A 23,990-nucleotide genomic window follows, 5' to 3' on the forward strand; every position below is an offset into this window, starting at 1 on the left:
CCATGCCTTACGCCTGCCTCGCTTGCGGCTTGAGCCGCACGTATAGGGTTTTATCGACCCGCGCTACCAGTTCGCCGGTGCCATCGCGGATGTCCACCTGCAGCCGCGGCAAGCACTTCTTGCCGGTGGCGGTCTGCTGGCGAATGTCGTCGAGCAGGGCGTCATCGAGGTGGAACTCGGCGTACACGGGGCCTTTGCCCGGCGAGATGAAATCAATGCTCGCCGCCTTGTCCCAGACGATGTACTCGCGCCCCAACTGCTCGATCAGCAGCAGCATGTAGAACGGGTCGACCATCGAATAGAGGCTGCCGCCAAACTGGGTACCGACGTAGTTGCGGTTCCAGCGGGTAAGCTTCATGCGGACCTTGACGCTGCGCATGTCCGGGCTGATGTGCTGCACGCGGATACCGGCGCCCAGGTACGGCGGGTAAAGGTTCAGCAACCAGCGCAACATGCGGGCCCGGCGCGCCAGTCTGCGCGGATTGCTCATGCCTGGCCCCGCGAATCGGGGCGCGTACCCAGGCCCATGGCCTGGCGGGCAAACCAGCTTTTTGCCGGCGGCAGCAGGTCGAGCCCGAGCAGGCCAATGTTGCGCCCGGCAGCCAGCAACGGCTGGTTGCTGCCGAACAGGCGGGTGACCTGGTCAGAGAAGCCAATGGTCAGCGCCTGGTCCAGGCGCTGACGCTGGTGATAGGCCCGCAAGGTGCCCAGGTCACCGGGGTACTGCGGGCCCGCCAGCAGAGCGTGTGCAAGCACCTGGACGTCACGCAGCGACAGGTTGAATCCCTGGCCGGCAATGGGGTGCAGGCTGTGCGCAGCGTTGCCCAGCACCACCAGGTGCGGGCGTACCTGTTCTTCAGCCTCGACCAGTGCCAGCGGGTAGAGATGCCTTGCACCCACTTGGCGCAAGGCCCCAAGACGATAGCCGAAGGCGTCCTGCAGCTCGCGCAGGAAGCTGCGTTCATCGATTTCGGCCAGGCGCTGAGCGTCCATGCCCTGACGGGTCCAGACCAGCGCGCAGCGGTTTTCCGGCAGTGGCAGCAGGGCCATCGGGCCGGTTTCGGTGAACCGCTCGAACGCCTGGCCGCGGTGGGCTTCGCCAGGCGTGATGTTGGCGATCAGGGCGCTTTGCTCATAGGGCGTGCGGCGCACATGAATACCCAGCTGCTCACGCAGGCCAGAGCGGCCGCCATCGGCCAGCACTGCCAAGTCGCATTCCAGGCTGGTGTCGTCATCCAGTTGCAGGCGATAACCGCCTTCGATGGCGTGCATCGCCCTCACTTCGGCGGGGCAACGCCAACTCACCACCTCAGGGTCCAACCCCTGCCACAGGCACTGCCCGAGCCAGGCGTTTTCCACCACGAAACCCAGCGCTGGCACGCCTTCTTCGTGGGCATCGAGGCGCGTGGCACCGAACCGGCCACGGTCCGATACCTGAATCTGCAGGATAGGCTCGGCGCGCTGGCTGATGGCCTGCCACAGCCCCAACTGCTGGTAGATCTGTTGCGTGCCATACGACAACGCCGACGAACGCGCATCGTAGCTGGGCTGGAAGCTATGGCCGGGTGCGAACGGCTCGATCAGCAGGATCTTCCAACCCCGCGCCTTGGCCCCGGCCTGCAGGGCCAACGCCAGGCTCGCGCCGACCAGGCCGCCACCGATGATCGCCAAGTGGACCCGGTTCATGCCGCGTCCTTGCGCGCAGCCTGCATCAGCGCCTCGATCTCGGCGACTGTGCGGGGTACACCCGACGTCAGAATTTCACAGCCCTGCCTGGTCACTACCACGTCGTCCTCGATCCTTACGCCGATGCCGCGCCACTTCTTGGCCACCGCCTGGTTGTCGGCGGCGATGTAGATGCCCGGTTCGACGGTCAGCGCCATGCCGGGCTCCAGCACGCGCCACTGGCCGCCCACTTTGTATTCGCCCACATCGTGCACATCCATGCCCAGCCAGTGCCCGGCGCGGTGCATGTAGAACGCGCGGTAGGCTTCGCTTTCGATCAGCCCCTGCACATCGCCCTTGAGCAGCCCCAGCTCCACCAGGCCCTCGGTGATGACCTGCACGGTCGCCTCGTGGGCGTGGTTCCAGTGCTTGCCGGGGGCAATTTCGGCGAAGGCTGCCGCCTGGGCCTTCAGCACCAGCTCGTAGATGGCCTTCTGCTCGGGCGAAAAACGCCCGCTGACCGGGAACGTACGGGTGATGTCGCTGGCATAGCAGTCGATTTCGCAGCCCGCATCGATCAACACCAGGTCGCCGTCCTTGAGCGGGGCGTCATTCTGCTGATAGTGCAGGATGCAGCCATTGCGCCCGGCCGCGACGATCGAGCCATAGGCCGGCATTTTCGCGCCGCCTTTACGGAACTCGTAATCCAGCTCGGCTTCCAGGCTGTACTCATGCAGCCCGGCCCGGCAGGCCTGCATGGCACGCACGTGGGCACGGGCGGAAATGTCTGCGGCAGCGCGCATCACCTTCACTTCTGCCGCCGATTTATACAGGCGCATGTCGTGCAGCAGATGATCCAGCGCAACGAACTCGTTCGGCGGCTGGGCACCCAGGCGCGCCTTGGAGCGGATCACGTTGATCCAGTCCATCAGCCGGCGATCGAATTCCGGGTTGCTGCCCATGGCGCTGTACACCCGCTCCCGGCCCTCGATCAGGCCCGGCAGGATCTCGTCGATGTCGGTGATCGGGAAGGCATCGTCGGCGCCAAAATCACGCACCGCACCTTCCTGGCCGGCGCGCAGCCCTTCCCACTGCTCGCGCTCAGGGTTGCGCTCGCGGCAGAACAGCACGTACTCGCCATGTTCACGGCCCGGGATCAGCGCAATCACCGCCTCGGGCTCGGGAAAGCCGCTGAGGTACTGGAAATCGCTGTCCTGGCGGTACACGTGCTCGACGTCGCGGTTGCGAATGGCAACGGCAGCGGCGGGCAGGATGGCGATGCTGTTGGGGACCATCTGCGCCATCAGCGCCTTGCGCCGACGGGCATACTCGGCCTTGGGAATGTGGCTCATGGGCAGACTACCCCCGGTTGATCAGTGCAACGATGGCTTGGACGCAGGTGCGGCCGGCTTGGCCAGCTCGGAGAACAGCAGCAGCGGCGCGACGCGCAGGTATTCCATGACTTCCATGTAGTCGCTCTCGCCGTCTTCGGATTCTTCGAGGGCTTCTTGTACCTGGGAGATTGCCACCAGGTCCTGCAGCACGTCTTTGGCTTCGGTGGACAGGTCCTTGCCACCGGCGTTCAGGCCAAAGCCCGTGATGAAGCCTTGGCACCACTGGCCCAGCGCCTCAGCACGGTCAGCCAGCGCGGCATCATCGGTCGGCAGCAGCAGGACGATGGCCATGTCATCGCTGGTGAGCTCGCCCTTGACCATCTCTTGCAAGCCGATCAAGGCGTTGCGGACGGTGTCACCGGGTTCGTTTTCCAGCAGCTGGGCGGCGTCGGCCAGCCAGGCGTCGGCATCGAAGCCGGCACCGGCGCAGCTGCGCCCGACCAGCAAGCCGTGCAGCTCGGCAGGAGTGACAGGGTGGCCGTTGCTGGTAAGCAGCATGGCGAAGGCAATGTAGGGCGATTGGGTATTGGGCATGGGCAACTAGGCGCCAGACGGCGCAATGACTAGAATGGAGACCTTGTATCCTAGCACCGGCAGGCGCGCCAAGACCATCGGCACTGGCCGTCGCGGCCCGGGGAGAGGCATCATCGCCAGGTGACTCAACGACGGAGCGATTCGAGTGCAACCCACGCAAGAGAACGACCTGCAAGCGCTGATGAGCCGATTCGAGTTGCTGATCGAACGTGTCGAGCAACTAAAACGGCAAAATGCACTCCTAGTAGCTCAGGAAAAATCCTGGCGCGAAGAGCGCGCCCACCTCATCGAAAAGAACGAGATCGCAAGGCGCAAGGTCGAGTCGATGATTTTACGCCTCAAGGCTCTGGAGCAAGACTCATGAGTTCAAGCAATAGCGTCACCGTGCAGATCCTCGACAAGGAATACTCGATCATCTGCCCGCCGGAAGAGCGCAACAACCTGGTCAGCGCCGCGCGCTACCTGGACGGCAAGATGCGCGAGATCCGCAGCAGCGGCAAGGTGATCGGCGCCGACCGCATCGCGGTCATGGCTGCGTTGAACATTACCCACGAGATGCTGCACCGCCAGGAAGACCGTAGCGCTGCCCCGGTCGCTGGCACCAACCGCGAACAGGTGCGCGACCTGCTGGATCGGGTCGATAAGGCTTTGTCCGACGACACGGATACCAAAATCGGCTGAGATTGGTATACTGGCGCCACTCCCTGGGGGATGCGCCAGTCGGTTATGTCCCTGAGCCGATACGCACAACCACGGGGGTTGCACGCTGGGGCCGGTGTGCATGTCCGCTCGACGGAAAGCCTTAACGCCCCCTGCAATCTCCACCTTGAACTTTCGGGTTCAAGGGCTACACCGATAGCGGTCTTATCGGGGAGCCTTATTTTTTTGTCCGCCCTTGCTGCGGGCATACCCCTACCAGTCGCGACAACTGGGAACGCCTGTGCCATGACCGACACCGCGCCGCTCACCCGCCCCCAGCTTCGTCGCCTGCTCCGCAATGCCCGCCGCGCACTGACCCCTGCCCAGCAGCGCCAAGCCGCCCTTGGCCTATACCGCCAGCTGGCGCAAGACCCGCTGTTCCGCCGCGCCCGGCACATTGCCCTGTACCTGCCCAACGACGGTGAAATCGACCCCTACCTGCTATTGCGCGAAGCCCAGCGACGCGGCAAACGTACTTACCTGCCGGTGCTGCACGCCTGGCCGCGCACACGCATGGTGTTTCAGCGTTTCGAACAGGGTGAAAAACTCAAGCGCAACCGCTTCCGTATTCCAGAGCCACTGACCGACCGCAAACGCCAACGCCCGATCTGGGCTCTGGACCTGATCCTGCTGCCGCTGGTGGGTTTCGATGAAGTGGGTGGCCGCTTGGGCATGGGCGGTGGTTTCTATGACCGCAGCCTGGCCTACCAGGCGCGCCGCAAGACCTGGAAGAAACCTTTGCTATTGGGGCTGGCGCATGAATGCCAGAAGGTCGAGCGGCTGGCACAGGCCAGTTGGGATGTACCATTGCAAGGCACGGTCTCGGACCGCGACTGGTACCTGGCGCCGAACTGAGCGGCGCCAGCGGAGGGCATCAACGTTGCGGCTGGCTGGCGTCGACCGGCATTTGATAGGCGGTGTCCAGCTTACGCTCCAGGAACCCTTGCGCATAACCAGTGGTGACCACACCCAGGCCAAAAATGAACACCAGGATCCACAGCAGATCCGGCTTTTTGCGTTGATTCATCGAAGATTGCCCCCCAGGCAAACTGTTTCGGCTTGGCGATTTTCTGAGTATCGCCAGAGCATCTCGCTTTAAACGGGGCGCATTTTCCGACAACCTGCGCCCACACGCAAACATTGGCGCCAACCGGCTGTCGGTTTCGTGCAACAGGTTATTTCAAACCTTTTCAGGAGCAGCATGCATGGCCTATTGGCTGATGAAATCCGAGCCCGACGAGCTCTCGATCGAAGCCCTTGGCCGGCTGGGCGAAGCGCGCTGGGACGGCGTGCGTAACTACCAGGCGCGCAACTTTTTGCGGGCCATGAGCGTGGGCGACGAGTTCTTCTTCTACCACTCCAGCTGCCCGCAACCGGGCATTGCTGGCATCGCCCGCATCACTGCGGCGGCCTACCCGGACCCGACCGCACTGGACCCAGAAAGCCACTACTACGACCCCAAGGCCACCGCCGAGAAGAACCCGTGGAGTGCGGTGGACGTGGCCCATGTGAAAACCCTGCCCAAGGTGCTCGACCTTGGCAGGCTCAAACAACAGGCTGCACTTGCCGAATTGCCGCTGGTGCAAAAAGGCAGCCGCCTGTCGGTGATGCCGGTTACCCCCGAACAATGGGCGGCCATTGTCGCGCTGAAGTGAAGGTGGGCTAGGATCAAGGGGTTTGACCGATATCAACACGCCATGGATAGCCGCACGCCACGATAGCGGCGTGCATTGAGCAGGATGCTGACTGATGAATCGATATGCCCCCAGGGTCTTCGCCACTGCATTGATCGCCCTTCTGGCGACCGCGGCAGGGCTGGGTTACTGGAAGTCGCTGCATGACCAGCTGCCGGAAGGCCTGAGCATGGGCAACGGCCGTCTCGAGGCGACCGAAGTGCAAGTTGCCACCAAGGTCCCCGGGCGCTTGGCCGAAGTGCGGGTCGACGAAGGCGACAAGGTGACCCGTGGTCAGCTGCTGGCCCGTATCGACACCCGCACAATGGAAGCCCAGCGCAATCAGGCCGAGGCCGAAGTGCTGCGCGCCCAGGAAAACTACGCGGCGGCCCAGGCCAGCGTGCAACTGCGTCAGAGTGAGCTGCTGCTCGCCGGCCAGGAACTCAAGCGCGTGCGCGAGATTTTCAAGCGCAACTATGCCAGCCAACAACTGCTCGACCAGCAGCAGGCCCGCTTCGACACCGCGAACGCGGCGGTGGTTGCGGCGCGCGCCCAGCTGGCAGCCGTCAAAGCCGCCATCGGCGCCGCCCAGGCCCAAGTCACCCAGCTAACCAGCGAGATCGACGACAGCAGCCTGCGCGCGCCCATCGACGGCATCATCCAGCTGCGCCTGGCCGAGCCGGGTGAGGTGTTGGGCGCTGGCGGTCGCGTGCTGATGCTGATCGACCCGAGCGACCAGTACATGAACCTCTACCTCCCAGCCTCCACCAGCGGCCGGCTGACCGTTGGCGATCAGGCACGCATCGTCCTCGATGCGCTGCCCGATCAGGCGTTGCCAGCGAAGGTAGCGTTTGTCGCAGCCAAGGCGCAGTTCACCCCGAAACAGGTCGAAACCCGCGATGAGCGGCAGAAACTGGTGTTTCGCGTAAAACTGCGCCTGAGCGACCCAAGCGCCGTGCCGCAAGCCAAGCCGGGCATGCCGGGCGCTGGCTATGTGCGCACGGCTGACGTGGACTGGCCGGCCAACCTGCAATGAACGCGCCGGCACTGCTGGCCGAGGGCATCAGCCACCGTTATGGCGACCTGATCGCCTTGCAGACGCTGGGTTTCAGCCTGCCAAGCGGCACCCGCTGTGCACTGATCGGGCCTGATGGGGCCGGCAAATCGACCCTGCTCGGGCTGATCGCCGGCGTAAAACGCCTGCAGCAGGGCGAGTTGCAGGTGCTGGGCGGCTCGATCCGCCAACGACGCCACCGCGCTGCGCTGTACCCCAAGGTCGCGTTCATGCCCCAAGGGCTGGGCAACAACCTGTACCCCGAGCTGTCGATCAGCGAGAACATTCGTTTTTTCGCCACGCTGTTTGGCCTGGGCCGGCAAGAATGCGAACAGCGCATGGCCAACCTGCTGCAGGCCACCGACCTGCATCGCTTCGCCGAGCGCCCGGCCGGCAAGCTGTCGGGCGGCATGAAGCAGAAACTGGGCCTGTGCTGCGCGTTGATCCACGAACCTGACCTGCTGATCCTCGACGAACCCACGACCGGGGTCGACCCCCTGTCGCGGCGACGCTTCTGGGAACTGGTCGAGCAGGTACGCGAACAACGCCCGCAATTGACGCTGCTGGTGGCCACTGCCTATATGGAGGAAGCCGAGCAGTTCGAGCATTGCCTGATGCTCGATGGCGGCCGGCTGATTGCCGCGGGCCCCAGCCACACATTGGCGGGCGTCACGCCCAGCGGCAAACTGGACGATGCCTTCACCCATTTCCAAGGGGCAGGCAGTACGCAACATGCGCCGTTGACTATCCCGCCACGCTCGGCAAATGACGGCCTGGTCGCCATCGAAGCGCATGACCTGACCCTGCGCTTTGGTGACTTCACCGCGGTCAACAAGGTCAGCTTCGCCATTGGTCGTGGGGAAATTTTTGGTTTTCTCGGCTCCAACGGCTGCGGCAAGACCAGCACCATGAAAGTGCTCACGGGCCTGGTACCCGCCAGCGAGGGCAGTGCCAGCCTGCTGGGCCGCCCGGTGGACGCCAGCGACCTGGCCACGCGCAAGCGGGTTGGTTTCATGTCGCAGAGTTTCTCGCTGTATGGTGAGCTCAGCACCCGTCAGAACCTCACGCTGCATGCGCGCCTGTTCGACCTGCCCAAAGCCGACAGCGCACAGCGCATCAGCGAACTGATCGAGCGCTTCGGCCTGCGCGACATCGCCGACCAGCCGTCAGGCGCCCTGCCCCTCGGCCTGCGCCAGCGCCTGTCACTGGCCGTCGCGGTGCTGCACCGCCCTGAAGTGCTGATCCTTGACGAGCCGACTTCCGGCGTCGACCCTGCCGCCCGCGATGACTTCTGGCGACTGCTGGTGGAGTTGTCGCGCGCGCAAGGCGTGACCATTTTCCTCTCTACGCACTTCATGAACGAAGCCCAGCGCTGCGACCGCATTTCGTTCATGCACGCCGGGCGCGTGCTGGCCTGTGACACGCCTGATGCCCTGCAACGCCAGTACGCCGGCGAAACGCTGGAAGACGCCTTTGTGCGCTGTCTGGAGCAAGCCCAGGAGGCCGTGCCCCAGGCCCCACAAAACACTGTGCTGGAGCAGCCGGCAGCGGCCACACCACCGTTGCGCCAAGGTTTCAGCCTGCGCCGCCTGCTGGCGGTGGCCAGCCGGGAGGGCAAGGAGCTGCTGCGCGACAAGGTGCGCCTGGCCTTCGCCCTGCTCGGCGCCGTGTTCATGATGGTGATCTTTGGCTATGGCATCTCGCTGGATGTAGAGAACCTCGCCTTCGCCGTTCATGACCAAGACCAAAGCCCGCAAAGCCGGGCCTACCTCGAAGCGTTTCGCGGATCACGGTATTTCGCTGAGCAGGCGCCGATTCGCGATACCCGTGAAATGCACCAACGCCTGCAACGTTCCGAAATCAAACTGGCGCTGGAGATCCCACCCGGCTTTGGCCGTGACCTTTACGCCGGTCGCCAACCGGTGGTGGCTGCCTGGCTCGACGGCGGCATGCCGTTCCGTGCAGAGACCAGCCGCAACTATGTAGAAGCGGTGCACCAGGCGAACCTCGAGCAATTTGCCGCGGCCAGCCAGCAACCGGTGCAGCGCCAGGAGCCGGTGCGCCTGGAAACACGCTTCCGCTACAACCAGGACGTGGTCAGCGTGAATGCCATCGGGCCCGGCGTCATGGCGCTGATCCTGGCGTTCATCCCGGCCATGCTCACCGCCCTGGGCATCGTCCGTGAAAAAGAACTTGGCTCCATCACCAACTTCTACGCCACGCCCCTCACCCGCCTGGAGTTTCTGCTCGGCAAACAGCTGCCCTACCTGGCCGTAAGCCTGGTCAACCTGGCGTTGCTGGTGGCGATGAACCGCTGGTTGTTTGCCGTACCGCTCAAGGGCAGCGTGCTGGCCCTGGCCTGCGGCGGCGTCGCCTACCTGCTGGCGACCACCAGCCTGGGCTTGCTGATCTCGGCCTTCACCCGCACTCAGATCGCGGCCATCCTGGGCACCATGATCATCACCAGCCTGCCGACCATCCAGTTCTCCGGCCTGATCGTGCCACGCTCGTCGCTCGATGGCGCCGCAGCAGTGATGGGCCAACTGTTCCCGGCGGGTTACTTCCTGGACATCGCGGTCGGCACCTTCACCAAAGCGCTGGGCCTGCGCGAGCTGTGGCCGCAGTGCCTGATCCTGCTGAGCTTCTTCGCCGTGTTCACCGGCCTGAGCCTGGCCATGCTGAAGAAGCAGGAGGCCTGACATGTCGCGCCTGAACCATACCCTGCGCCTGGGCCTGAAAGAGCTGACCAGCCTGCGCCACGACAGCGTGCTGCTGCTGTTTTTGCTGTATGCCTTCAGCGTGGCGATCTACATGCCGGCGGCGGGCTCGGTGATCGGCGTGCACAACGCCAGCGTTGCCGTGGTGGACGAAGACCATAGCCAGCTCTCGCGCAAGCTCACCGAGTCACTGCAACCGCCCGAGTTTCAACCTGCCGTGCCGCTGCCCCCAGACCGCCTGGACCAGGCCATGGACAGCGGCCAGTACACCTTCGTGATCAATGTGCCGGTGAACTTCCAGAGCGACCTGCTGGCCGGGCGCTCACCCGAGCTGCAGATCAACGTCGACGCCACGGCCATGAGCCAGGCGTTCATGGGCGCCGGCTACATCGGCCGGATTTTCGAGCGTGAGCTGCTCGACTATGCCCAGCGCACCACAACCCAAAGCCCCGTGCTGATCAACCCCAAGGCACTGTTCAACCCCAACCTGGAGGGTGGCTGGTTTCTGGCCGTGATCCAGATCATCAACAACATCACCATCCTGGCGATCATCCTCACCGGCACGGCGCTGTTGCGCGAGCGTGAACACGGCACCCTCGACCACTTGCTGGTGCTGCCGTTGACCGCCCTGGAAATCATGCTGGCGAAAATCGCCAGCAACGCGCTGGTGGTGGTGCTGTGTACCTGGGTGTCGCTCATCGTGGTGGTCAAAGGCGCCCTGGGCGTGCCGCTGTCTGGCTCCATGGGGCTGTTCCTGGCCGTGACCGCGCTGTACCTGTTCGCCAGTACCGCCTTGGGCATCTTCCTCGCCACCCTGGCGCGCTCGACGCCTCAATTCGGCCTGCTGGCGATCCCGGTCATCATCCCGATGCTGTTGCTGTCTGGCGGCAGTACCCCGCTGGACAGCATGCCGCAGTGGCTGCAGTGGGTCATGCAGGGCTCGCCGTCGACGCATTTCGTCAGCCTCGGCACCGCGATCCTGTTCCGCGACGCCGGCGTGGTCGTGGTATGGCCAGACATCCTGGCCCTGGCCGTGATTGGCCTGGTGTTCTTCAGCGTGGCGCTGGCGCGCTTTCGGCGGACGCTGGCGTCCTGAGAGAGTGTCGCTGGGGAATATGAGAACGACACAAAGACAAAGGGCGCCTTCCGGCGCCCTACTCACAGACAGGTCGGCTTGTCATCGCCATCTACCTGCCCGGCTCTGTGATTGCTGGTTAACCAGGATCCGCAGAGTCTTACAAGCCCCTTACGGGAACAGGATGGATTATCACGCATCAGGTGCTTTATTGACAACAGACTGCACTGTTGCTGGATGTGTGAAGCCCAGCGTGAAGCAAACGGCGGCCCTAACGGCGGCAAAATGCTCGGGCTGCATTGTAAAAGTCATATATTCCCGGCCACCTCCCTGCCGCGACTTGACGCGGCATCTGTCCAGCCTGGAGGTTGCAACCGTGTAGATCATGTCGCACTTGGCCCAGCATGTCAGATCAGGGCCAGGCAAATAACTCGGCAGGACAACGTGATGCCTGGCCAAGTGATCAGGAGCAGTGGTGCTCAACGGGATTATCGTCACCAACTGGCGATTTTGACTGTGCTTGCGAAGAACGACGACGGGCCGCACCTTGATCATTTCAGGTGCTTGAAATCCTGAAAAATCGCACATCAGTACAGTCGCCTCTTTCGGTTGGTACTTCAAAGGCATTGCCAATACTCTCGAGCAACTGAAGACGAGGCACAATTTAACGCGGCCATCGCATCAGAAACTGTAAATTGGCGGACGTACAAGGAAGACAGAAAGGTCCTACGACTAGGGTTAGTCTGAGCTCGTTTCAGACACAAATGACGAGGCCCTGCTGGAGGCCTGCGCCCTAATAGAAGCCGCTGTCGCCGGCTTGCCGGCGATGGGCCCCAAGGGTTTCAGGTCACTGCACAATCAAGTTGTTGAACAGCAGGTCTTCGACAATTGGCTTGCCCTCTTCCGCTTCCATCACCTGCTGCACCTGCTTCAAGGCTTCCTGGCGCAGTTGCTCCTTGGCGTCGACGTTGCTCATCTTGTCCACCGTCTGCTGGGTGAACAGCGCCACCAGCTGGTTACGGATCAGCGGCTCGTGGTGTTTCACGGCCTTGGCGGCTTCATCACCGGTCACGCGCAGGGCTACGTCGGCCTTGTAGACACGCAGCTTGGGGCTGCCGTCGAGGGCATAGTTACCGACAAAGGGTGGGCTCAGGGTGATGTAGGCGACCTTAGGCGCCCCTTCCTTGGCTTCTTCGGCCACGGCCGCAACTGGCAGCATCAGGGCCAGCACCATCAAGATCCACGCTTTCACGAATTCGCTCCTCAATACAATTGGCGCCAGCTTACCCAGCACACCGCTCAAACCCAAGCCCTGGCTTATGCCGGCCCATCAGGGTAGGCCATGCTCGTTGACCCGGCAGGTGGCCCTCCTACACTTATCGGCCACTACCCGCAAAGGAATAGCCCGATGAAAGCTGTGTTGTGCAAAACCTTGGGCCCGGCGCGCGACCTGGTACTGGAAGACGTCGCCAGCCCCGTGCCGAAAAAGAACGAGATCCTGCTGGATGTGCAGGCTGCGGGCGTCAACTTCCCCGATACCTTGATCATCGAAGGTAAATACCAGTTCCAGCCACCGCTGCCGTTTTCCCCAGGTGGCGAAGCGGCCGGTGTGGTGGTTGCGGTCGGCGAGAAGGCCGGTGCGTTCAAGGTGGGCGATCGGGTCATGGCCCTCACGGGGTGGGGTGCGTTCGCCGAACAGGTGGCGGTGCCCTTCTACAACGTGATGCCGATCCCCGAGCACATGGACTTCACCACCGCCGCCGCCTTCGGCATGACCTATGGCACCTCGATGCATGCACTCAAGCAGCGCGGTCACCTGCAGCCGGGTGAAACCCTGCTGGTGCTGGGGGCCTCAGGGGGTGTGGGCCTGGCGGCCGTGGAAATAGGCAAGGCCATGGGCGCCCGGGTGATCGCTGCAGCCAGCAGCGCCGAAAAACTGGCCGTGGCCAAGGCTGCCGGCGCCGATGAGCTGATCGACTACAGCCAGGCCAGCCTCAAGGACGAGATCAAGCGCCTGACCGGCGGCCAGGGCGTGGACGTGATCTACGACCCGGTGGGTGGCGAGCTGTTCGACCAGGCGGTAAGGGGCCTGGCCTGGAATGGCCGGCTGCTTGTGGTGGGGTTTGCCAGCGGGGCGATCCCACAGCTGGCGGCGAACCTGGTGCTGCTCAAGGGCGCAGCGGTCGTGGGGGTGTTTTGGGGGGCGTTTGCCCAGCGTCAGCCGGAGCAGAATGCAGCTAACTTCCGTCAGCTGTTTGCCTGGCAGGGTGAAGGCAAGCTGAAGCCGCTGGTGTCGGAGACTTATCCACTGGCTGAGGCGGGGGCTGCCATTGAGAAGCTGGGGCAGCGGCAGGCTGTGGGTAAGTTGGTGGTGCTGACTAGCTAGCGTCTGGCTGCTTGATTGCCTGCTCGGGCCTCTTCGCGGGGCAAGCCCGCTCCCATAGATTATCCACTGCCCTCAAGGCGGCTCGGGTGCCTGTGGGAGCGGGCTTGCCCCGCGAAGAGGCCGGTACTGCCAGTCAATAAATCAGACTTCCCGCAGGTTATGGCAGCGCCTGAACCGCGCCTCCAGGTTGCGATCCGGCATTTGGTGGCTGCGCAGCGCATTCAACGTCTGTTCCACATACTCGCGCGTGGTGCCATATCGCCCCTTGGCACTGGCTAGGATCTGGCTGAGCAGTGTGTCGGGCAAATTCCCCGCATAGCACGGCAAATGGCGCTCCAGCACAAAACCCAAGGCCTGCACCTTGCTGCCATCACCCAATCGGCAACTGAGCCAGTGCGGGCGGTAGGCCGGGTACGGCATTTCGCGTTGCCACAGGGCCATCAGCGAATCATCCAGGTTGCTTTCATCCAGCCGATAGGCAAAACCACTGCATGACCCACCACGGTCCAGGCCAAACACCAGGCCGGGCGTTTCCGGTGTGCCACGGTGCTCGTGCGACCACAGGTACAGCCCACGGTGATAACCGTGCACCCGTGCGCGCTGCCGCTCTACCGAACTGCACTCCGGTCGCCAGATCAACGAACCATAGGCGAACAACCACACCGGCCCGCCTTCATGGCGTGACATGGTCAGTTGCATGGAGTTGATCAATTGCTCGCGGGTCAGTTGCTGGCCGAAGTCGAGCGCCGGAGGGTAAGCACTTTTCCAGGACAAACTTTCAATTGCCGACATACGCTGCCGCCATTATTCCCTGTGAACTACAGATGAATCGAGAATCGCTGTGTGCCGGGGTTTGCGCCCCGCACCTAAGGTGTCTGCATTAACCTTAGGATAGAAACGCGCCAACACTCAAGCCTGAAAGCTAAAGTTTCACGCGAACTTCCGACGATTGGAGAGCATTGTTTCGAGCGCAGTGAAAGTTATTAGCCAAGGCGGTAACAATTACCGCCTTATACCCACTCGGTTGAACTTGAGTTATTAGCCGCGCGGCGCGTAGGCAAATACATCGGCGCGCATGCGGTGTGCATCCATACCGGCCTCGACCAGGGCATCGAGGGTGGCATAGACCATGTTTGGCGAGCCGCTGGCGTAGACGTGCACGCCGTTGAGGTCGTGGATGTCTTCGCAAACGGCCTCGTGCAGCATGCCGCAGCGGCCTTCCCACCCACACAGGTCACTGACGACCTTGTGCAGGAACAGGTTGGGCAGGCGCAACCATTCGTCCCAATGCTCAATCTGGTAGAAGTCCTCAGGCCGACGCACACCCCAGTAAAGGTGTACCGGATGCTTGAAGCCCTGGGCACGGCAATGCTCGACCAGGCTGTGCATCTGGCCCATTCCCGTACCGGCGGCGATCAGCACCAGCGGCCCGTCTGGCAACTCGGCCAGGTGCGCATCACCGAAAGGCATTTCGATGCGCGCCAGGCGATCACGCTGCAGTTGCTCGATCAGCTGCAGCGCGCTGGGCTCACGCGCCAGCACGTGCAGTTCCAGCTCACGCCCACCATGAGGCGCAGAGGCCAGGGAGAACGCCGCCTGCTTGCCGCCCTCGCGTTCGATCATCAGGTACTGACCGGCGTGATAACGCGGCGGCTTACCGGCAGGCGCACGCAGGCGCACGCGCCAGACGTCGCCACCGACCTCGACGCATTCGCTCACGCTACACGCCAGCTTGCGCACTGGCAGCTCGCCCAGGGCGAGCACACCGTCCCAGAGCAACACGCAATCCTCCAGCGGTTCGGCAATACAGGTGAACAGCTCGCCATGGTCGCGTACTTCGCCGTTCTGGCGGACGCTCCCTTCCACCAGCAAGGCGGCGCAAACATGGCAATTGCCATTGCGGCAGCTGTTCGGGCAGTCATAGCCGAGCCGCCGCGCTCCATCCAGGATCCGTTCCCCGGGTTCAAGCGCCAGCACTGCCCCGGACGGCTGCAACGTTACCTGCATCAATCTATTCCCAACTGATCCCACAGCTCATCGATACGGCGGGTGACGGCCTCGTCCTTGACGATGACCCGTCCCCATTCGCGTGTAGTCTCGCCCGGCCACTTGTGGGTGGCGTCCAGGCCCATCTTCGACCCCAACCCGGACACCGGCGACGCGAAGTCCAGGTAGTCGATCGGGGTGTTGTCGATCATCACCGTATCACGCTTGGGGTCCATGCGCGTGGTGATGGCCCAGATCACATCGTTCCAGTCGCGGGCGTTGATGTCATCGTCGGTGACGATAACAAACTTGGTGTACATGAACTGTCGCAGGAACGACCACACACCCAGCATCACGCGCTTGGCGTGGCCTGGGTATTGTTTTTTCATGGTCACCACCGCCATGCGGTACGAGCAACCTTCCGGTGGCAGGTAGAAGTCGACGATCTCCGGGAACTGCTTTTGCAGGATCGGCACGAACACTTCGTTCAGCGCCACGCCGAGAATCGCCGGCTCATCCGGCGGACGGCCCGTGTAGGTGCTGTGGTAGATCGGTTTTTGCCGGTGAGTGATGCGCTCGACCGTGAACACCGGGAAGCTGTCCACTTCGTTGTAATAGCCGGTGTGGTCGCCGTAGGGGCCTTCCGGCGCCATTTCGCCTGGGTGAATCACGCCTTCGAGAATGATCTCGGCGGTGGCCGGTACCTGCAGGTTGCTGCCACGGCACTTGACCAGCTCGGTGCGGTTGCCACGCAGCAGGCCCGCGAAGGCGTATTCGGACAGGGTATCCGGCACCGGCGTCACGGCGCCCAGGATGGTTGCAGGGTCTGCGCCCAGCGCCACGGCCACTGGGAACGGCTGGCCGGGGTGCTTCTCGCACCATTCGCGGTAATCCAGCGCGCCGCCACGGTGGCTCAGCCAGCGCATGATGACCTTGTTGCAGCCGATGACCTGCTGGCGGTAGATGCCCAGGTTCTGGCGGTCCTTGTTCGGGCCGCGGGTAACGGTCAGGCCCCAGGTGATCAGCGGGGCCACATCGCCTGGCCAGCAGTGCTGGATCGGCAACTGGCCAAGGTCGACGTCGTCACCTTCGACCACGACTTCCTGGCACACCGCATCCTTGACCACCTTCGGCGCCATCGACACGACCTTCTTGAAGATCGGCAGCTTCGACCAGGCATCCTTCAGGCCTTTCGGCGGCTCTGGTTCTTTGAGGAAGGCCAGCAGCTTGCCGATTTCGCGCAGTTCTTCGACCGACTCGGCGCCCATGCCCATGGCCACCCGCTCGGGCGTGCCGAACAGGTTGCCCAGTACCGGGATGTCGTACCCCGTGGGCTTCTCGAACAGCAACGCCGGGCCTTTGGCACGCAGGGTGCGGTCGCAGACCTCGGTCATTTCCAGGACGGGAGAAATCGGAACCTGGATGCGCTTGAGTTCACCGCGCTGTTCCAGGCCACGGATGAAGTCGCGCAAGTCGCGATACTGCATGCAGGAGCCTCGTGTTGGCCGTATCGGTCGGGGTGCAGAGTGTAGCGCCGTTCGGCGCCTAATGGCCAAAAATGACTTGGGGCCGCTTCGCCCCCATCGCGACACAAGGCCGCTCCTACAGGTAATGCATAATCCTGTAGGAGCGGCCTTGTGTCGCGATGGGGCGCGAAGCGACCCCAATCGATTCCAGCCTGAAACGCTTACTTACGCTTCATCGACAAGAAGAACTCGTCGTTGGTCTTGGTCTGCTTGAGCTTGTCGACCAGGAACTCGATGGCGGCGATTTCGTCCATCGGGTGCAGCAGCTTGCGCAGGATCCACATGCGCTGCAGTTCGTCGTCGGCGGTCAGCAGCTCTTCGCGGCGGGTGCCGGAGCGGTTGATGTTGATGGCCGGGAACACACGCTTCTCGGCGATACGACGGTCCAGGGGCAGCTCCATGTTGCCGGTACCCTTGAACTCTTCGTAGATCACTTCGTCCATCTTCGAGCCGGTTTCGACCAGCGCGGTGGCGATGATGGTCAGCGAACCGCCTTCTTCGATGTTACGCGCGGCACCGAAGAAACGCTTCGGCTTCTCCAGGGCGTGGGCGTCGACACCACCGGTGAGGACCTTGCCGGAGCTCGGGATCACGGTGTTGTAGGCACGTGCCAGACGGGTGATGGAGTCGAGCAGGATGACCACGTCTTTCTTGTGCTCGACCAGGCGCTTGGCCTTCTCGATGACCATCTCGGCAACCTGCACGTGGCGGGTTGGCGGCTCGTCGAAGGTCGAAGCGACCACTTCGCCGCGCACGGTGCGCTGCATTTCGGTCACTTCTTCCGGGCGCTCGTCGATCAGCAGGACGATCAGGTGGCACTCGGGGTTGTTACGGGTGATGTTCGCCGCGATGTTCTGCAGCATGATCGTTTTACCCGCTTTCGGCGGGGCGACGATCAGGCCACGCTGGCCTTTGCCGATCGGGGCGCACAGGTCGATGACGCGGCCGGTCAAGTCTTCGGTGGAACCGTTACCGGCTTCCATCTTCAGGCGCTTGTTGGGGAACAGCGGCGTCAGGTTTTCGAACAGGATCTTGTTCTTCGCGTTTTCAGGGCGATCGAAGTTGATCGTGTCGACCTTCAGCAGGGCGAAGTAACGCTCCCCTTCCTTCGGCGGGCGGATCTTGCCGACGATGGTATCGCCGGTACGCAGGTTGAAACGGCGGATCTGGCTAGGCGAGACGTAGATGTCGTCGGGGCCGGCCAGGTAGGACGCATCAGCCGAACGCAGGAAACCGAAACCATCCTGGAGAATCTCCAGCACGCCGTCACCCGAGATCTCTTCGCCGCTTTTCGCGTGCTTCTTCAGCAGGGCGAAAATCACGTCCTGTTTGCGCGAACGGGCCATGTTTTCGATGCCCATCTGTTCGGCCATTTCCAGCAGATCGGTAATCGGCTTTTGCTTGAGTTCAGTCAGGTTCATAAGGGGAGTGACGTAATCATGTATGAAGGGAGGATTAAGCTTCTGGCTTAATGAAGCCGCGCCGCTAGAAGGCGATAGGATCGCGCACAGATTCTAATTAGGAGTGCGTCGGCGACGGCGTGCAGGGGGCACTGGAGAAGCAGTGCGAGGCCGAATGTAACACTTGCTTTTTTCGACGTCTAGTGGGTTGGAAAAGAAAAGCCCCGGTATTTCCGGGGCTTTTTCACATCACAGGTGGGCGTCGAGGAACGCGGCCAGCTGCGATTTGGACAGTGCGCCGACCTTGGTAGCCTCGACGTTGCCGTTCTTGAACAGCATCAGCGTCGGGATGCCACGCACGCCATGCTTGGCCGGGGTTTCCTGGTTGTCGTCGATGTTCAGCTTGGCGACAGTCAGTTTGCCTTCGTAGGTGGAAGCGATGTCGTCCAGAACCGGAGCGATCATCTTGCATGGACCGCACCATTCAGCCCAGTAGTCGACCAGCACCGGGCCTTGGGCTTGCAGGACTTCGGCCTCGAAGGTGGCGTCGGTGACGTGTTTGATCAGATCGCTGCTCATGGATATCTCCGGGGTCGTAAGCATAAAAACGTGGCCCATCATAGCCGCAGAGGCTGACTACAGGAAGTCACAGACGATTGAGTGTAACTATAGTTGTGCAAGACGCCGCGAATCGAAACTGTCATATGCGTGTCATAACATCGAATGGCACATTGCCCTGCATCAAGCCTTGGCGTGCCACGCGTTGGCGACAGCCCCGTATCGTGTCACGATTGCCAGGTTAACGACCGAGAACATCCAGATCATGCCGCATACCAACGCGAAGAACCTGTCTCTGATCGCCGCCATCGACCTTGGCTCCAACAGTTTTCACATGGTCGTGGCCAAGGCCCACCACACCGAGATCCGCATTCTCGAACGGCTGGGGGAAAAGGTTCAGCTGGCCGCCGGCATCGACGAAGAGCGCAAGCTCAGCGAAGAAGCCATGGAACGGGGCCTCGAATGCCTCAAGCGCTTCGCCCAACTGATCAACGGGCTGCCCGCGGGTGCGGTGCGCATCGTTGGCACCAACGCCCTGCGCGAGGCGCGCAACCGCAACGAATTCATCCAGCGCGCCGAGGCCATTCTCGGGCACCCGGTGGAAGTGATTTCCGGCCGTGAGGAAGCCCGCCTGATCTACCTCGGCGTCTCCCACACCCTGGCCGACAACCCCGGTAAGCGCCTGGTCGCCGACATCGGCGGCGGCAGTACCGAGTTCATCATCGGCCAGCGGTTCGAGCCACTGCTGCGCGAGAGCCTGCAAATGGGCTGCGTCAGCTTCACCCAGCGCTACTTCCGCGACGGCAAGATTACCCCGGCGCGTTATGCCCAGGCCTACACCGCCGCGCGCCTGGAGCTGATGAGCATCGAAAACGCCCTGCACCGCCTGACCTGGGACGAAGCCATCGGTTCGTCCGGCACCATCCGCGCCATCGGCGCAGCTATCAAGGCCAGCGGCCTGGGCAATGGCGAGGTCAACGCCGAAGGGCTGGCGTGGGTCAAACGCAAACTGTTCAAGCTGGGCGAGGTGGACAAGATCGACTTCGAAGGGGTCAAGCCAGACCGCCGCACCATCTTCCCGGCAGGCCTTGCGATTCTCGAGGCCATCTTCGACGCCCTCGAACTGCAACGCATGGACCACTGCGACGGCGCCCTGCGCGAAGGTGTGCTGTTCGACCTGCTCGGCCGCCATCACCACGAAGACGTGCGCGAGCGCACCCTCAACTCCTTGATGGAGCGTTACCACGTCGACCAAGGCCAGGCCGCGCGCGTCGAGCGCAAGGCACTGCACGCGTTCGACCAGGTAGCAAAAGCTTGGAATCTGGAAGAGGGCAATTGGCGCGATCTTCTGGGATGGGCCGCGAAAGTGCACGAAGTTGGGCTGGACATCGCCCACTATCACTACCACAAGCACGGCGCCTACCTGATCGAGCACTCCGACCTGTCGGGCTTTTCCCGTGAGGATCAGCAGATGATGGCCCTGCTGGTACGCGGCCATCGCCGCAACATCCCCAAGGACAAGTTCGCCGAGTTCGGCGATGAAGGCGTGCAGCTGATTCGCCTGTGCGTGCTGCTGCGCTTCGCCATCTTGTTCCACCACATTCGTGGCACGCAGCAAATGCCGAAGGTACAGCTGCAAGCAGGCGACAACAGCCTCGATGTGGTCTTCCCAGAAGGCTGGCTGGAGCAGAACCAGCTGACCCAGGCCGACTTCGCCAACGAGGCGGAGTGGCTGGCCCGGGTCGGCTTCGTCCTCAGCGTACGTTGAGGACCGGGTTGCTCAGGCGCTCCAGCAGGGTCGCCTGGGCACTGCGCGGGTTCTGGTTACCGGTCGGGGTGCTGCGCACGTAGCGCCCATCCGACTGCAGCGTCCAGGCATGGGTGTTGTCGGTCAGGTAGCTTTCCAGCTCTTTCTTCACCCGCAGCAACAGCTTCTTGCCTTCGACCGGGAAGCAGGTCTCGACGCGCTTGTCGAGGTTGCGCTCCATCCAGTCGGCACTGGACAGGTAGATCTGCTCCTCGCCGCCATTGAGGAAGTAGAACACCCGGGTGTGCTCCAGGAAGCGGCCGATGATCGAGCGCACGTGAATGTTGTGCGAAACCCCCGGAATACCTGGCCGCAGGCAGCACATACCGCGCACCACCAGGTCGATGCGCACCCCGGACTGGCTAGCCTTATACAGCGCCTTGATGACCTTGGCATCGGTCAGCGAGTTGAACTTGGCGATGATGTGCGCAGGCTTGCCGTCCAGTGCGAACTGGGTCTCGCGGGCAATCATGTCGAGCATGCCCTTCTTCAGCGTGAAGGGTGCGTGCAGCAGCTTTTTCATGCGCAGGGTCTTGCCCATGCCGATCAGCTGGCTGAACAGCTTGCCGACGTCTTCGGTGAGGGCGTCGTCAGAGGTCAGCAGGCTGTAGTCGGTGTACAGGCGGGCGTTGCCGGCGTGGTAGTTGCCGGTACCCAAGTGCGCATAGCGGACGATTTCGCCCTGCTCACGCCGCAGGATCAGCATCATCTTGGCGTGGGTCTTGAACCCGACCACCCCGTAAATCACCACCGCACCCGCCGCTTGCAGGCGGCTGGCCATCTGCAGGTTGGACTCTTCGTCGAAACGCGCGCGCAATTCGATCACCGCAGTGACTTCCTTGCCGTTACGGGCAGCGTCCACCAACGCGTCGACGATCTCCGAGTTGGCACCGGAGCGATACAGGGTCTGGCGCACGGCCAGCACATGCGGGTCCTTGGCGGCCTGGCGCAGCAGGTCGACCACCGGCGTGAACGATTCGAACGGGTGCATCAGCAGCACGTCCTGCTTACTGATCACGCTGAAGATGTTGTCAGCGTTCTGCAGCAGCTTGGGGATCGCCGGGGTGAACGGCATGTATTGCAGCTGCGGGTGGCTGTCGAGGCCGGTGATGCTGAACAGGCGGGTCAAGTTGACCGGGCCATTGACCTGGTACAGCTCGCTCTCGCTCAGGCTGAACTGCTTGAGCAGGTAGTCCGACAGGTGTTTCGGGCAGGTATCAGCCACCTCAAGCCGCACGGCATCACCGTAACGGCGCGAGAACAGCTCGCCGCGCAGGGCGCGGGCCAAGTCGTCGACTTCTTCGGAGTCCAGCGCCAGGTCGGCGTTTCGGGTCAGGCGGAACTGGTAGCAGCCCTTGACCTTCATGCCCTGGAACAGGTCGTCGGCGTGCGCGTGGATCATCGACGACAGGAACACGTAGTTGGCGCCCGGGCCACCGACTTCTTCAGGCACGCGGATGACCCGCGGCAACAGGCGCGGCGCCGGGATGATCGCCAGGCCCGAGTCGCGGCCGAAGGCATCGACGCCTTCGAGCTCAACGATGAAGTTGAGGCTCTTGTTCACCAGCAAGGGGAACGGGTGCGTCGGGTCGAGGCCGATCGGGGTGATGATCGGCGCGATCTCGTCACGGAAGAAGCGCCGCACCCAGGTCTTGAGCTTGGGCGTCCAGTGACGGCGACGGATGAAGCGGATGTGGTGTTTTTCAAGCTCTGGCAGCAGCACGTCGTTGAGGATCGCGTACTGGCGATCCACCTCGGTGTGCACCAGCTCGCTGATGCGCGCCAGCGCCTGGTGCGGCTGCAAGCCGTCGGCCCCGGCCTGTTCGCGGGCGAAATTGATCTGCTTCTTCAGGCCGGCGACGCGGATCTCGAAGAATTCGTCGAGGTTGCTGGAGAAGATCAGCAGGAATTTCAGACGCTCGAGCAGCGGGTAGCTCTCGTCCAGTGCCTGCTCCAGCACCCGAATGTTGAACTGCAGTTGCGACAGCTCGCGATGAATGTACAGGCTGCTGTCGTCAAGGCCCGGGACGGTGATCGCCGGTGCCGGCGCGGGGGCCGGTGCCGCGGCCTCGACCACAGGCTCGGGCTCTGGCTCTGGCGCCGGCGGCAGGTCTGGCGGGGTTTGCACCATCTCTTCGGGGACTGCCTGGGCGTCCTTGATCGCGACAGGGGTGAGCACTTCATTATTCATCTGGACGTTCCTGGAGGACGTTAACGCCCTATCATCAATTGAGCGGGACGATAAGCGGCCATTATGACGCCTGTGTTACACCCACTGGCAAGCCTGCGACTTGTGGCCGAAGGCATTGTCCTTGTAGGAATTGTTCACGTCGAGACACATTTGGACACTTTCATCCACGCGCGCGAAGGGGTAGGCTGCGCGTTCATTTCGCCAGCACCTCAGAAAATGCTTCAACAATTCCTGCAGGATTTCGGCTACTTCGCCCTTTTTCTAGGCACCTTCTTTGAAGGCGAGACCATCCTGGTGCTTGCGGGTTTCCTCGCGTTCCGCGGTTACATGGACATCAAGCTGGTGTGCCTGGTGGCCTTCTTCGGCAGCTATGCCGGCGATCAGCTGTGGTACTTCATGGGCCGTCGCCATGGGCGCAAGATCCTGGCACGCAAACCGCGCTGGCAGGCCATGGGTGATCGGGCGCTGGACCACATCCGCCGCCACCCCGACATCTGGGTGCTGAGCTTCCGCTTCGTCTATGGGCTGCGCACGGTCATGCCGGTGGCCATTGGCCTGTCGGGCTATCCGCCGCGCCGCTACCTGCTGCTCAACGGCCTCGGTGCCGCCATCTGGGCGCTGGCCCTGGGCGCAGCGGCCTACCACTTCGGCGCCATCCTCGAAGGCTTGCTGGGCAATGTGAAGAAGTACGAGCTATGGGTGCTCGGCGGCCTGTTGTTGCTCGGTGTCCTGCTCTGGCTGCGCCGGCGCTTCCGCACCCTGCGCGCGGAGCGCAAGGCGGCGGCACTGGCTCAGGCCCCAGAGGCTGAGCAGGCTGTAAGCCAGGAGCAGGACCCACCCAAGCGGCGTGATCACCGCTAAGCCCAGCGCGCCAGCCAGGTACAGCGCTGGCACATTCGACAGCAACCGCGCCCACTCCAGGCGCACGGCCCAGGGCCGGTTCTCTAGCAGCGCGCCGAGCACGAACAGGCCCAAGGCCATGACCGACCAGCCCAGTATCAGGGCGGCGGCAGGCACGCGCTCCGCGGCCTCCATCAAATAGCTGCCCAAGGCCACATAGACGACGAACTGCGCCGCTACATAGGCCTGCTGCGCCCGCCCCAGGGCAACCTCGAACTTGCGAAACAGCGCCAGGTCCGGCTTGGCCTGCGGGTAACGCGCCGCGACATCGGCCGGGCGCCAGCCCGTGGGCATGAACCAGATCCGCCATTTGTCCCACACGCTGCGCGTGCGCCGGGCATCACGCCACAGCTGGGCGTAGAACTGCAGGTTGGCCCACAGCGGGTTCCAGCTGGCCAGTGGGGTGGTCACGCCGAACACCACGG

23 protein-coding genes and 1 other RNA gene are annotated in these 23,990 nt (G+C 62.9%); 11 read left to right on the top strand and 13 right to left on the bottom strand.

Translation table 11 applies throughout. The features are described from left to right. Positions 1-7: 7 nt before the first annotated feature. Genes HU750_RS17405 through HU750_RS17420 form a run of 4 tightly spaced genes read right to left on the bottom strand, consistent with a single transcriptional unit; the run spans position 8 to position 3,593 of the window. The gene (locus tag HU750_RS17405; RefSeq protein WP_186681421.1) at positions 8-490 is read right to left on the bottom strand and encodes a DUF4442 domain-containing protein; all 483 of its coding nucleotides are present in this window, start codon (positions 488-490) and stop codon (positions 8-10) included. Then, positions 487-1,686, bottom strand: a complete 1,200-nt coding sequence (gene ubiH, locus HU750_RS17410) for a 2-octaprenyl-6-methoxyphenyl hydroxylase (RefSeq protein WP_186681424.1) — start codon at positions 1,684-1,686, stop codon at positions 487-489. The genes HU750_RS17405 and ubiH overlap by 4 nt, the downstream gene beginning before the upstream one ends. Continuing rightward, on the bottom strand, positions 1,683-3,017 hold the full coding sequence (gene pepP, locus HU750_RS17415; protein WP_099430752.1) for a Xaa-Pro aminopeptidase: 1,335 nt from the start codon (positions 3,015-3,017) through the stop codon (positions 1,683-1,685). Before pepP ends, ubiH begins: the two co-directional genes overlap by 4 nt. A gap of 21 nt (positions 3,018-3,038) precedes the next feature. Next, positions 3,039-3,593, bottom strand: coding sequence for a YecA/YgfB family protein (locus tag HU750_RS17420; RefSeq protein ID WP_027592234.1), 555 nt, complete (start codon positions 3,591-3,593; stop codon positions 3,039-3,041). Between the two features lie 181 nt (positions 3,594-3,774). On the opposite strand from HU750_RS17420, the gene HU750_RS17425 reads away from it, so the two are divergent. From HU750_RS17425 to HU750_RS17440, 4 genes are all read left to right on the top strand, one after another. After that, a complete protein-coding gene (locus HU750_RS17425) occupies positions 3,775-3,957 on the top strand; it encodes a TIGR02449 family protein (RefSeq protein WP_033693939.1) in 183 nt (60 codons plus the stop codon). Further along, positions 3,954-4,274 (top strand): cell division protein ZapA, encoded by a 321-nt coding sequence (locus HU750_RS17430; RefSeq protein ID WP_027592233.1) that lies wholly within the window; start codon positions 3,954-3,956, stop codon positions 4,272-4,274. The genes HU750_RS17425 and HU750_RS17430 overlap by 4 nt, the downstream gene beginning before the upstream one ends. Positions 4,275-4,291: 17 nt before the next feature. Continuing rightward, a non-coding RNA gene (ssrS, locus tag HU750_RS17435) (6S RNA) lies at positions 4,292-4,471 on the top strand. A 67-nt stretch (positions 4,472-4,538) separates the two neighbouring features. After that, positions 4,539-5,147 (top strand): 5-formyltetrahydrofolate cyclo-ligase, encoded by a 609-nt coding sequence (locus HU750_RS17440; RefSeq protein ID WP_027592232.1) that lies wholly within the window; start codon positions 4,539-4,541, stop codon positions 5,145-5,147. Positions 5,148-5,166: 19 nt separating this feature from the next. Here the strand turns inward: HU750_RS17440 and HU750_RS17445 are convergent, their stop codons facing one another. Further along, positions 5,167-5,319, bottom strand: a complete 153-nt coding sequence (locus HU750_RS17445; protein WP_172960392.1) for a hypothetical protein — start codon at positions 5,317-5,319, stop codon at positions 5,167-5,169. 178 nt (positions 5,320-5,497) lie between these two features. On the opposite strand from HU750_RS17445, the gene HU750_RS17450 reads away from it, so the two are divergent. From HU750_RS17450 to HU750_RS17465, 4 genes are all read left to right on the top strand, one after another. Further along, positions 5,498-5,947, top strand: a complete 450-nt coding sequence (locus HU750_RS17450; protein WP_099430754.1) for an EVE domain-containing protein — start codon at positions 5,498-5,500, stop codon at positions 5,945-5,947. A 94-nt stretch (positions 5,948-6,041) separates the two neighbouring features. Then, on the top strand, positions 6,042-7,001 hold the full coding sequence (locus HU750_RS17455) for an HlyD family secretion protein (protein WP_186681426.1): 960 nt from the start codon (positions 6,042-6,044) through the stop codon (positions 6,999-7,001). Beyond that, the gene (rbbA, locus tag HU750_RS17460) at positions 6,998-9,718 is read left to right on the top strand and encodes a ribosome-associated ATPase/putative transporter RbbA (RefSeq protein ID WP_186681428.1); all 2,721 of its coding nucleotides are present in this window, start codon (positions 6,998-7,000) and stop codon (positions 9,716-9,718) included. Before HU750_RS17455 ends, rbbA begins: the two co-directional genes overlap by 4 nt. 1 nt (position 9,719) lies before the next feature. Next, positions 9,720-10,832 (top strand): ABC transporter permease, encoded by a 1,113-nt coding sequence (locus tag HU750_RS17465; RefSeq protein ID WP_099455682.1) that lies wholly within the window; start codon positions 9,720-9,722, stop codon positions 10,830-10,832. A 171-nt stretch (positions 10,833-11,003) separates the two neighbouring features. Here the strand turns inward: HU750_RS17465 and HU750_RS17470 are convergent, their stop codons facing one another. After that, a complete protein-coding gene (locus tag HU750_RS17470) occupies positions 11,004-11,438 on the bottom strand; it encodes a type II toxin-antitoxin system PemK/MazF family toxin (protein ID WP_099455683.1) in 435 nt (144 codons plus the stop codon). A gap of 220 nt (positions 11,439-11,658) precedes the next feature. Continuing rightward, complete coding sequence (locus HU750_RS17475; RefSeq protein WP_027592226.1) at positions 11,659-12,063, bottom strand: flagellar basal body-associated protein FliL; 405 nt, start codon at positions 12,061-12,063, stop codon at positions 11,659-11,661. Between the two features lie 156 nt (positions 12,064-12,219). Between HU750_RS17475 and HU750_RS17480 the strand changes: the two genes are divergently transcribed. Then, the gene (locus HU750_RS17480) at positions 12,220-13,197 is read left to right on the top strand and encodes an NADPH:quinone oxidoreductase family protein (protein WP_186681430.1); all 978 of its coding nucleotides are present in this window, start codon (positions 12,220-12,222) and stop codon (positions 13,195-13,197) included. 141 nt (positions 13,198-13,338) lie between these two features. Here HU750_RS17480 and HU750_RS17485 read toward each other — a convergent pair whose 3' ends face one another. The 5 genes from HU750_RS17485 to trxA all read right to left on the bottom strand — a co-directional run bounded on the left by HU750_RS17485 (position 13,339) and on the right by trxA (position 18,688). Beyond that, a complete protein-coding gene (locus tag HU750_RS17485) occupies positions 13,339-13,989 on the bottom strand; it encodes a gamma-glutamylcyclotransferase (protein ID WP_099455685.1) in 651 nt (216 codons plus the stop codon). 246 nt (positions 13,990-14,235) lie between these two features. Further along, a complete protein-coding gene (locus HU750_RS17490) occupies positions 14,236-15,204 on the bottom strand; it encodes a CDP-6-deoxy-delta-3,4-glucoseen reductase (RefSeq protein WP_027592223.1) in 969 nt (322 codons plus the stop codon). Continuing rightward, a complete protein-coding gene (gene ubiD, locus HU750_RS17495) occupies positions 15,204-16,670 on the bottom strand; it encodes a 4-hydroxy-3-polyprenylbenzoate decarboxylase (RefSeq protein WP_186681432.1) in 1,467 nt (488 codons plus the stop codon). Before ubiD ends, HU750_RS17490 begins: the two co-directional genes overlap by 1 nt. Positions 16,671-16,870: 200 nt before the next feature. Continuing rightward, positions 16,871-18,130: a transcription termination factor Rho gene (gene rho, locus HU750_RS17500; protein WP_003253661.1), complete on the bottom strand. Its 1,260-nt coding sequence runs from the start codon at positions 18,128-18,130 to the stop codon at positions 16,871-16,873. 228 nt (positions 18,131-18,358) lie between these two features. Further along, positions 18,359-18,688: a thioredoxin TrxA gene (gene trxA / locus HU750_RS17505; protein WP_009684153.1), complete on the bottom strand. Its 330-nt coding sequence runs from the start codon at positions 18,686-18,688 to the stop codon at positions 18,359-18,361. 244 nt (positions 18,689-18,932) lie between these two features. Between trxA and ppx the strand changes: the two genes are divergently transcribed. Beyond that, complete coding sequence (gene ppx / locus HU750_RS17510; RefSeq protein WP_027592219.1) at positions 18,933-20,435, top strand: exopolyphosphatase; 1,503 nt, start codon at positions 18,933-18,935, stop codon at positions 20,433-20,435. Here the strand turns inward: ppx and ppk1 are convergent. After that, positions 20,422-22,665, bottom strand: a complete 2,244-nt coding sequence (ppk1, locus tag HU750_RS17515; protein WP_186681435.1) for a polyphosphate kinase 1 — start codon at positions 22,663-22,665, stop codon at positions 20,422-20,424. The genes ppx and ppk1 overlap by 14 nt on opposite strands. A gap of 216 nt (positions 22,666-22,881) precedes the next feature. Here ppk1 and HU750_RS17520 point away from each other — a divergent pair, with 216 nt between their 5' ends. Then, the gene (locus tag HU750_RS17520) at positions 22,882-23,526 is read left to right on the top strand and encodes a DedA family protein (protein ID WP_172961384.1); all 645 of its coding nucleotides are present in this window, start codon (positions 22,882-22,884) and stop codon (positions 23,524-23,526) included. Positions 23,527-23,990 lie beyond the last annotated feature (464 nt).

The sequence above is a fragment of the Pseudomonas sp. SWRI50 genome (assembly GCF_014269095.1).
GTDB classification, from domain to species: Bacteria; Pseudomonadota; Gammaproteobacteria; order Pseudomonadales; family Pseudomonadaceae; genus Aquipseudomonas; species Aquipseudomonas kermanshahensis.

Coding starts and splice junctions, on each gene's coding strand:
- HU750_RS17405 (WP_186681421.1), bottom strand. CDS start 490: ATGAGCAATCCGCGCAGACTGGCGCGCCGGGCCCGCATGTTGCGCTGG.
- ubiH (WP_186681424.1), bottom strand. CDS start 1,686: ATGAACCGGGTCCACTTGGCGATCATCGGTGGCGGCCTGGTCGGCGCG.
- pepP (WP_099430752.1), bottom strand. CDS start 3,017: ATGAGCCACATTCCCAAGGCCGAGTATGCCCGTCGGCGCAAGGCGCTG.
- HU750_RS17420 (WP_027592234.1), bottom strand. CDS start 3,593: ATGCCCAATACCCAATCGCCCTACATTGCCTTCGCCATGCTGCTTACC.
- HU750_RS17425 (WP_033693939.1), top strand. CDS start 3,775: ATGAGCCGATTCGAGTTGCTGATCGAACGTGTCGAGCAACTAAAACGG.
- HU750_RS17430 (WP_027592233.1), top strand. CDS start 3,954: ATGAGTTCAAGCAATAGCGTCACCGTGCAGATCCTCGACAAGGAATAC.
- HU750_RS17440 (WP_027592232.1), top strand. CDS start 4,539: ATGACCGACACCGCGCCGCTCACCCGCCCCCAGCTTCGTCGCCTGCTC.
- HU750_RS17445 (WP_172960392.1), bottom strand. CDS start 5,319: ATGAATCAACGCAAAAAGCCGGATCTGCTGTGGATCCTGGTGTTCATT.
- HU750_RS17450 (WP_099430754.1), top strand. CDS start 5,498: ATGGCCTATTGGCTGATGAAATCCGAGCCCGACGAGCTCTCGATCGAA.
- HU750_RS17455 (WP_186681426.1), top strand. CDS start 6,042: ATGAATCGATATGCCCCCAGGGTCTTCGCCACTGCATTGATCGCCCTT.
- rbbA (WP_186681428.1), top strand. CDS start 6,998: ATGAACGCGCCGGCACTGCTGGCCGAGGGCATCAGCCACCGTTATGGC.
- HU750_RS17465 (WP_099455682.1), top strand. CDS start 9,720: ATGTCGCGCCTGAACCATACCCTGCGCCTGGGCCTGAAAGAGCTGACC.
- HU750_RS17470 (WP_099455683.1), bottom strand. CDS start 11,438: ATGCCTTTGAAGTACCAACCGAAAGAGGCGACTGTACTGATGTGCGAT.
- HU750_RS17480 (WP_186681430.1), top strand. CDS start 12,220: ATGAAAGCTGTGTTGTGCAAAACCTTGGGCCCGGCGCGCGACCTGGTA.
- HU750_RS17485 (WP_099455685.1), bottom strand. CDS start 13,989: ATGTCGGCAATTGAAAGTTTGTCCTGGAAAAGTGCTTACCCTCCGGCG.
- HU750_RS17490 (WP_027592223.1), bottom strand. CDS start 15,204: ATGCAGGTAACGTTGCAGCCGTCCGGGGCAGTGCTGGCGCTTGAACCC.
- ubiD (WP_186681432.1), bottom strand. CDS start 16,670: ATGCAGTATCGCGACTTGCGCGACTTCATCCGTGGCCTGGAACAGCGC.
- rho (WP_003253661.1), bottom strand. CDS start 18,130: ATGAACCTGACTGAACTCAAGCAAAAGCCGATTACCGATCTGCTGGAA.
- trxA (WP_009684153.1), bottom strand. CDS start 18,688: ATGAGCAGCGATCTGATCAAACACGTCACCGACGCCACCTTCGAGGCC.
- ppx (WP_027592219.1), top strand. CDS start 18,933: ATGCCGCATACCAACGCGAAGAACCTGTCTCTGATCGCCGCCATCGAC.
- ppk1 (WP_186681435.1), bottom strand. CDS start 22,665: ATGAATAATGAAGTGCTCACCCCTGTCGCGATCAAGGACGCCCAGGCA.
- HU750_RS17520 (WP_172961384.1), top strand. CDS start 22,882: ATGCTTCAACAATTCCTGCAGGATTTCGGCTACTTCGCCCTTTTTCTA.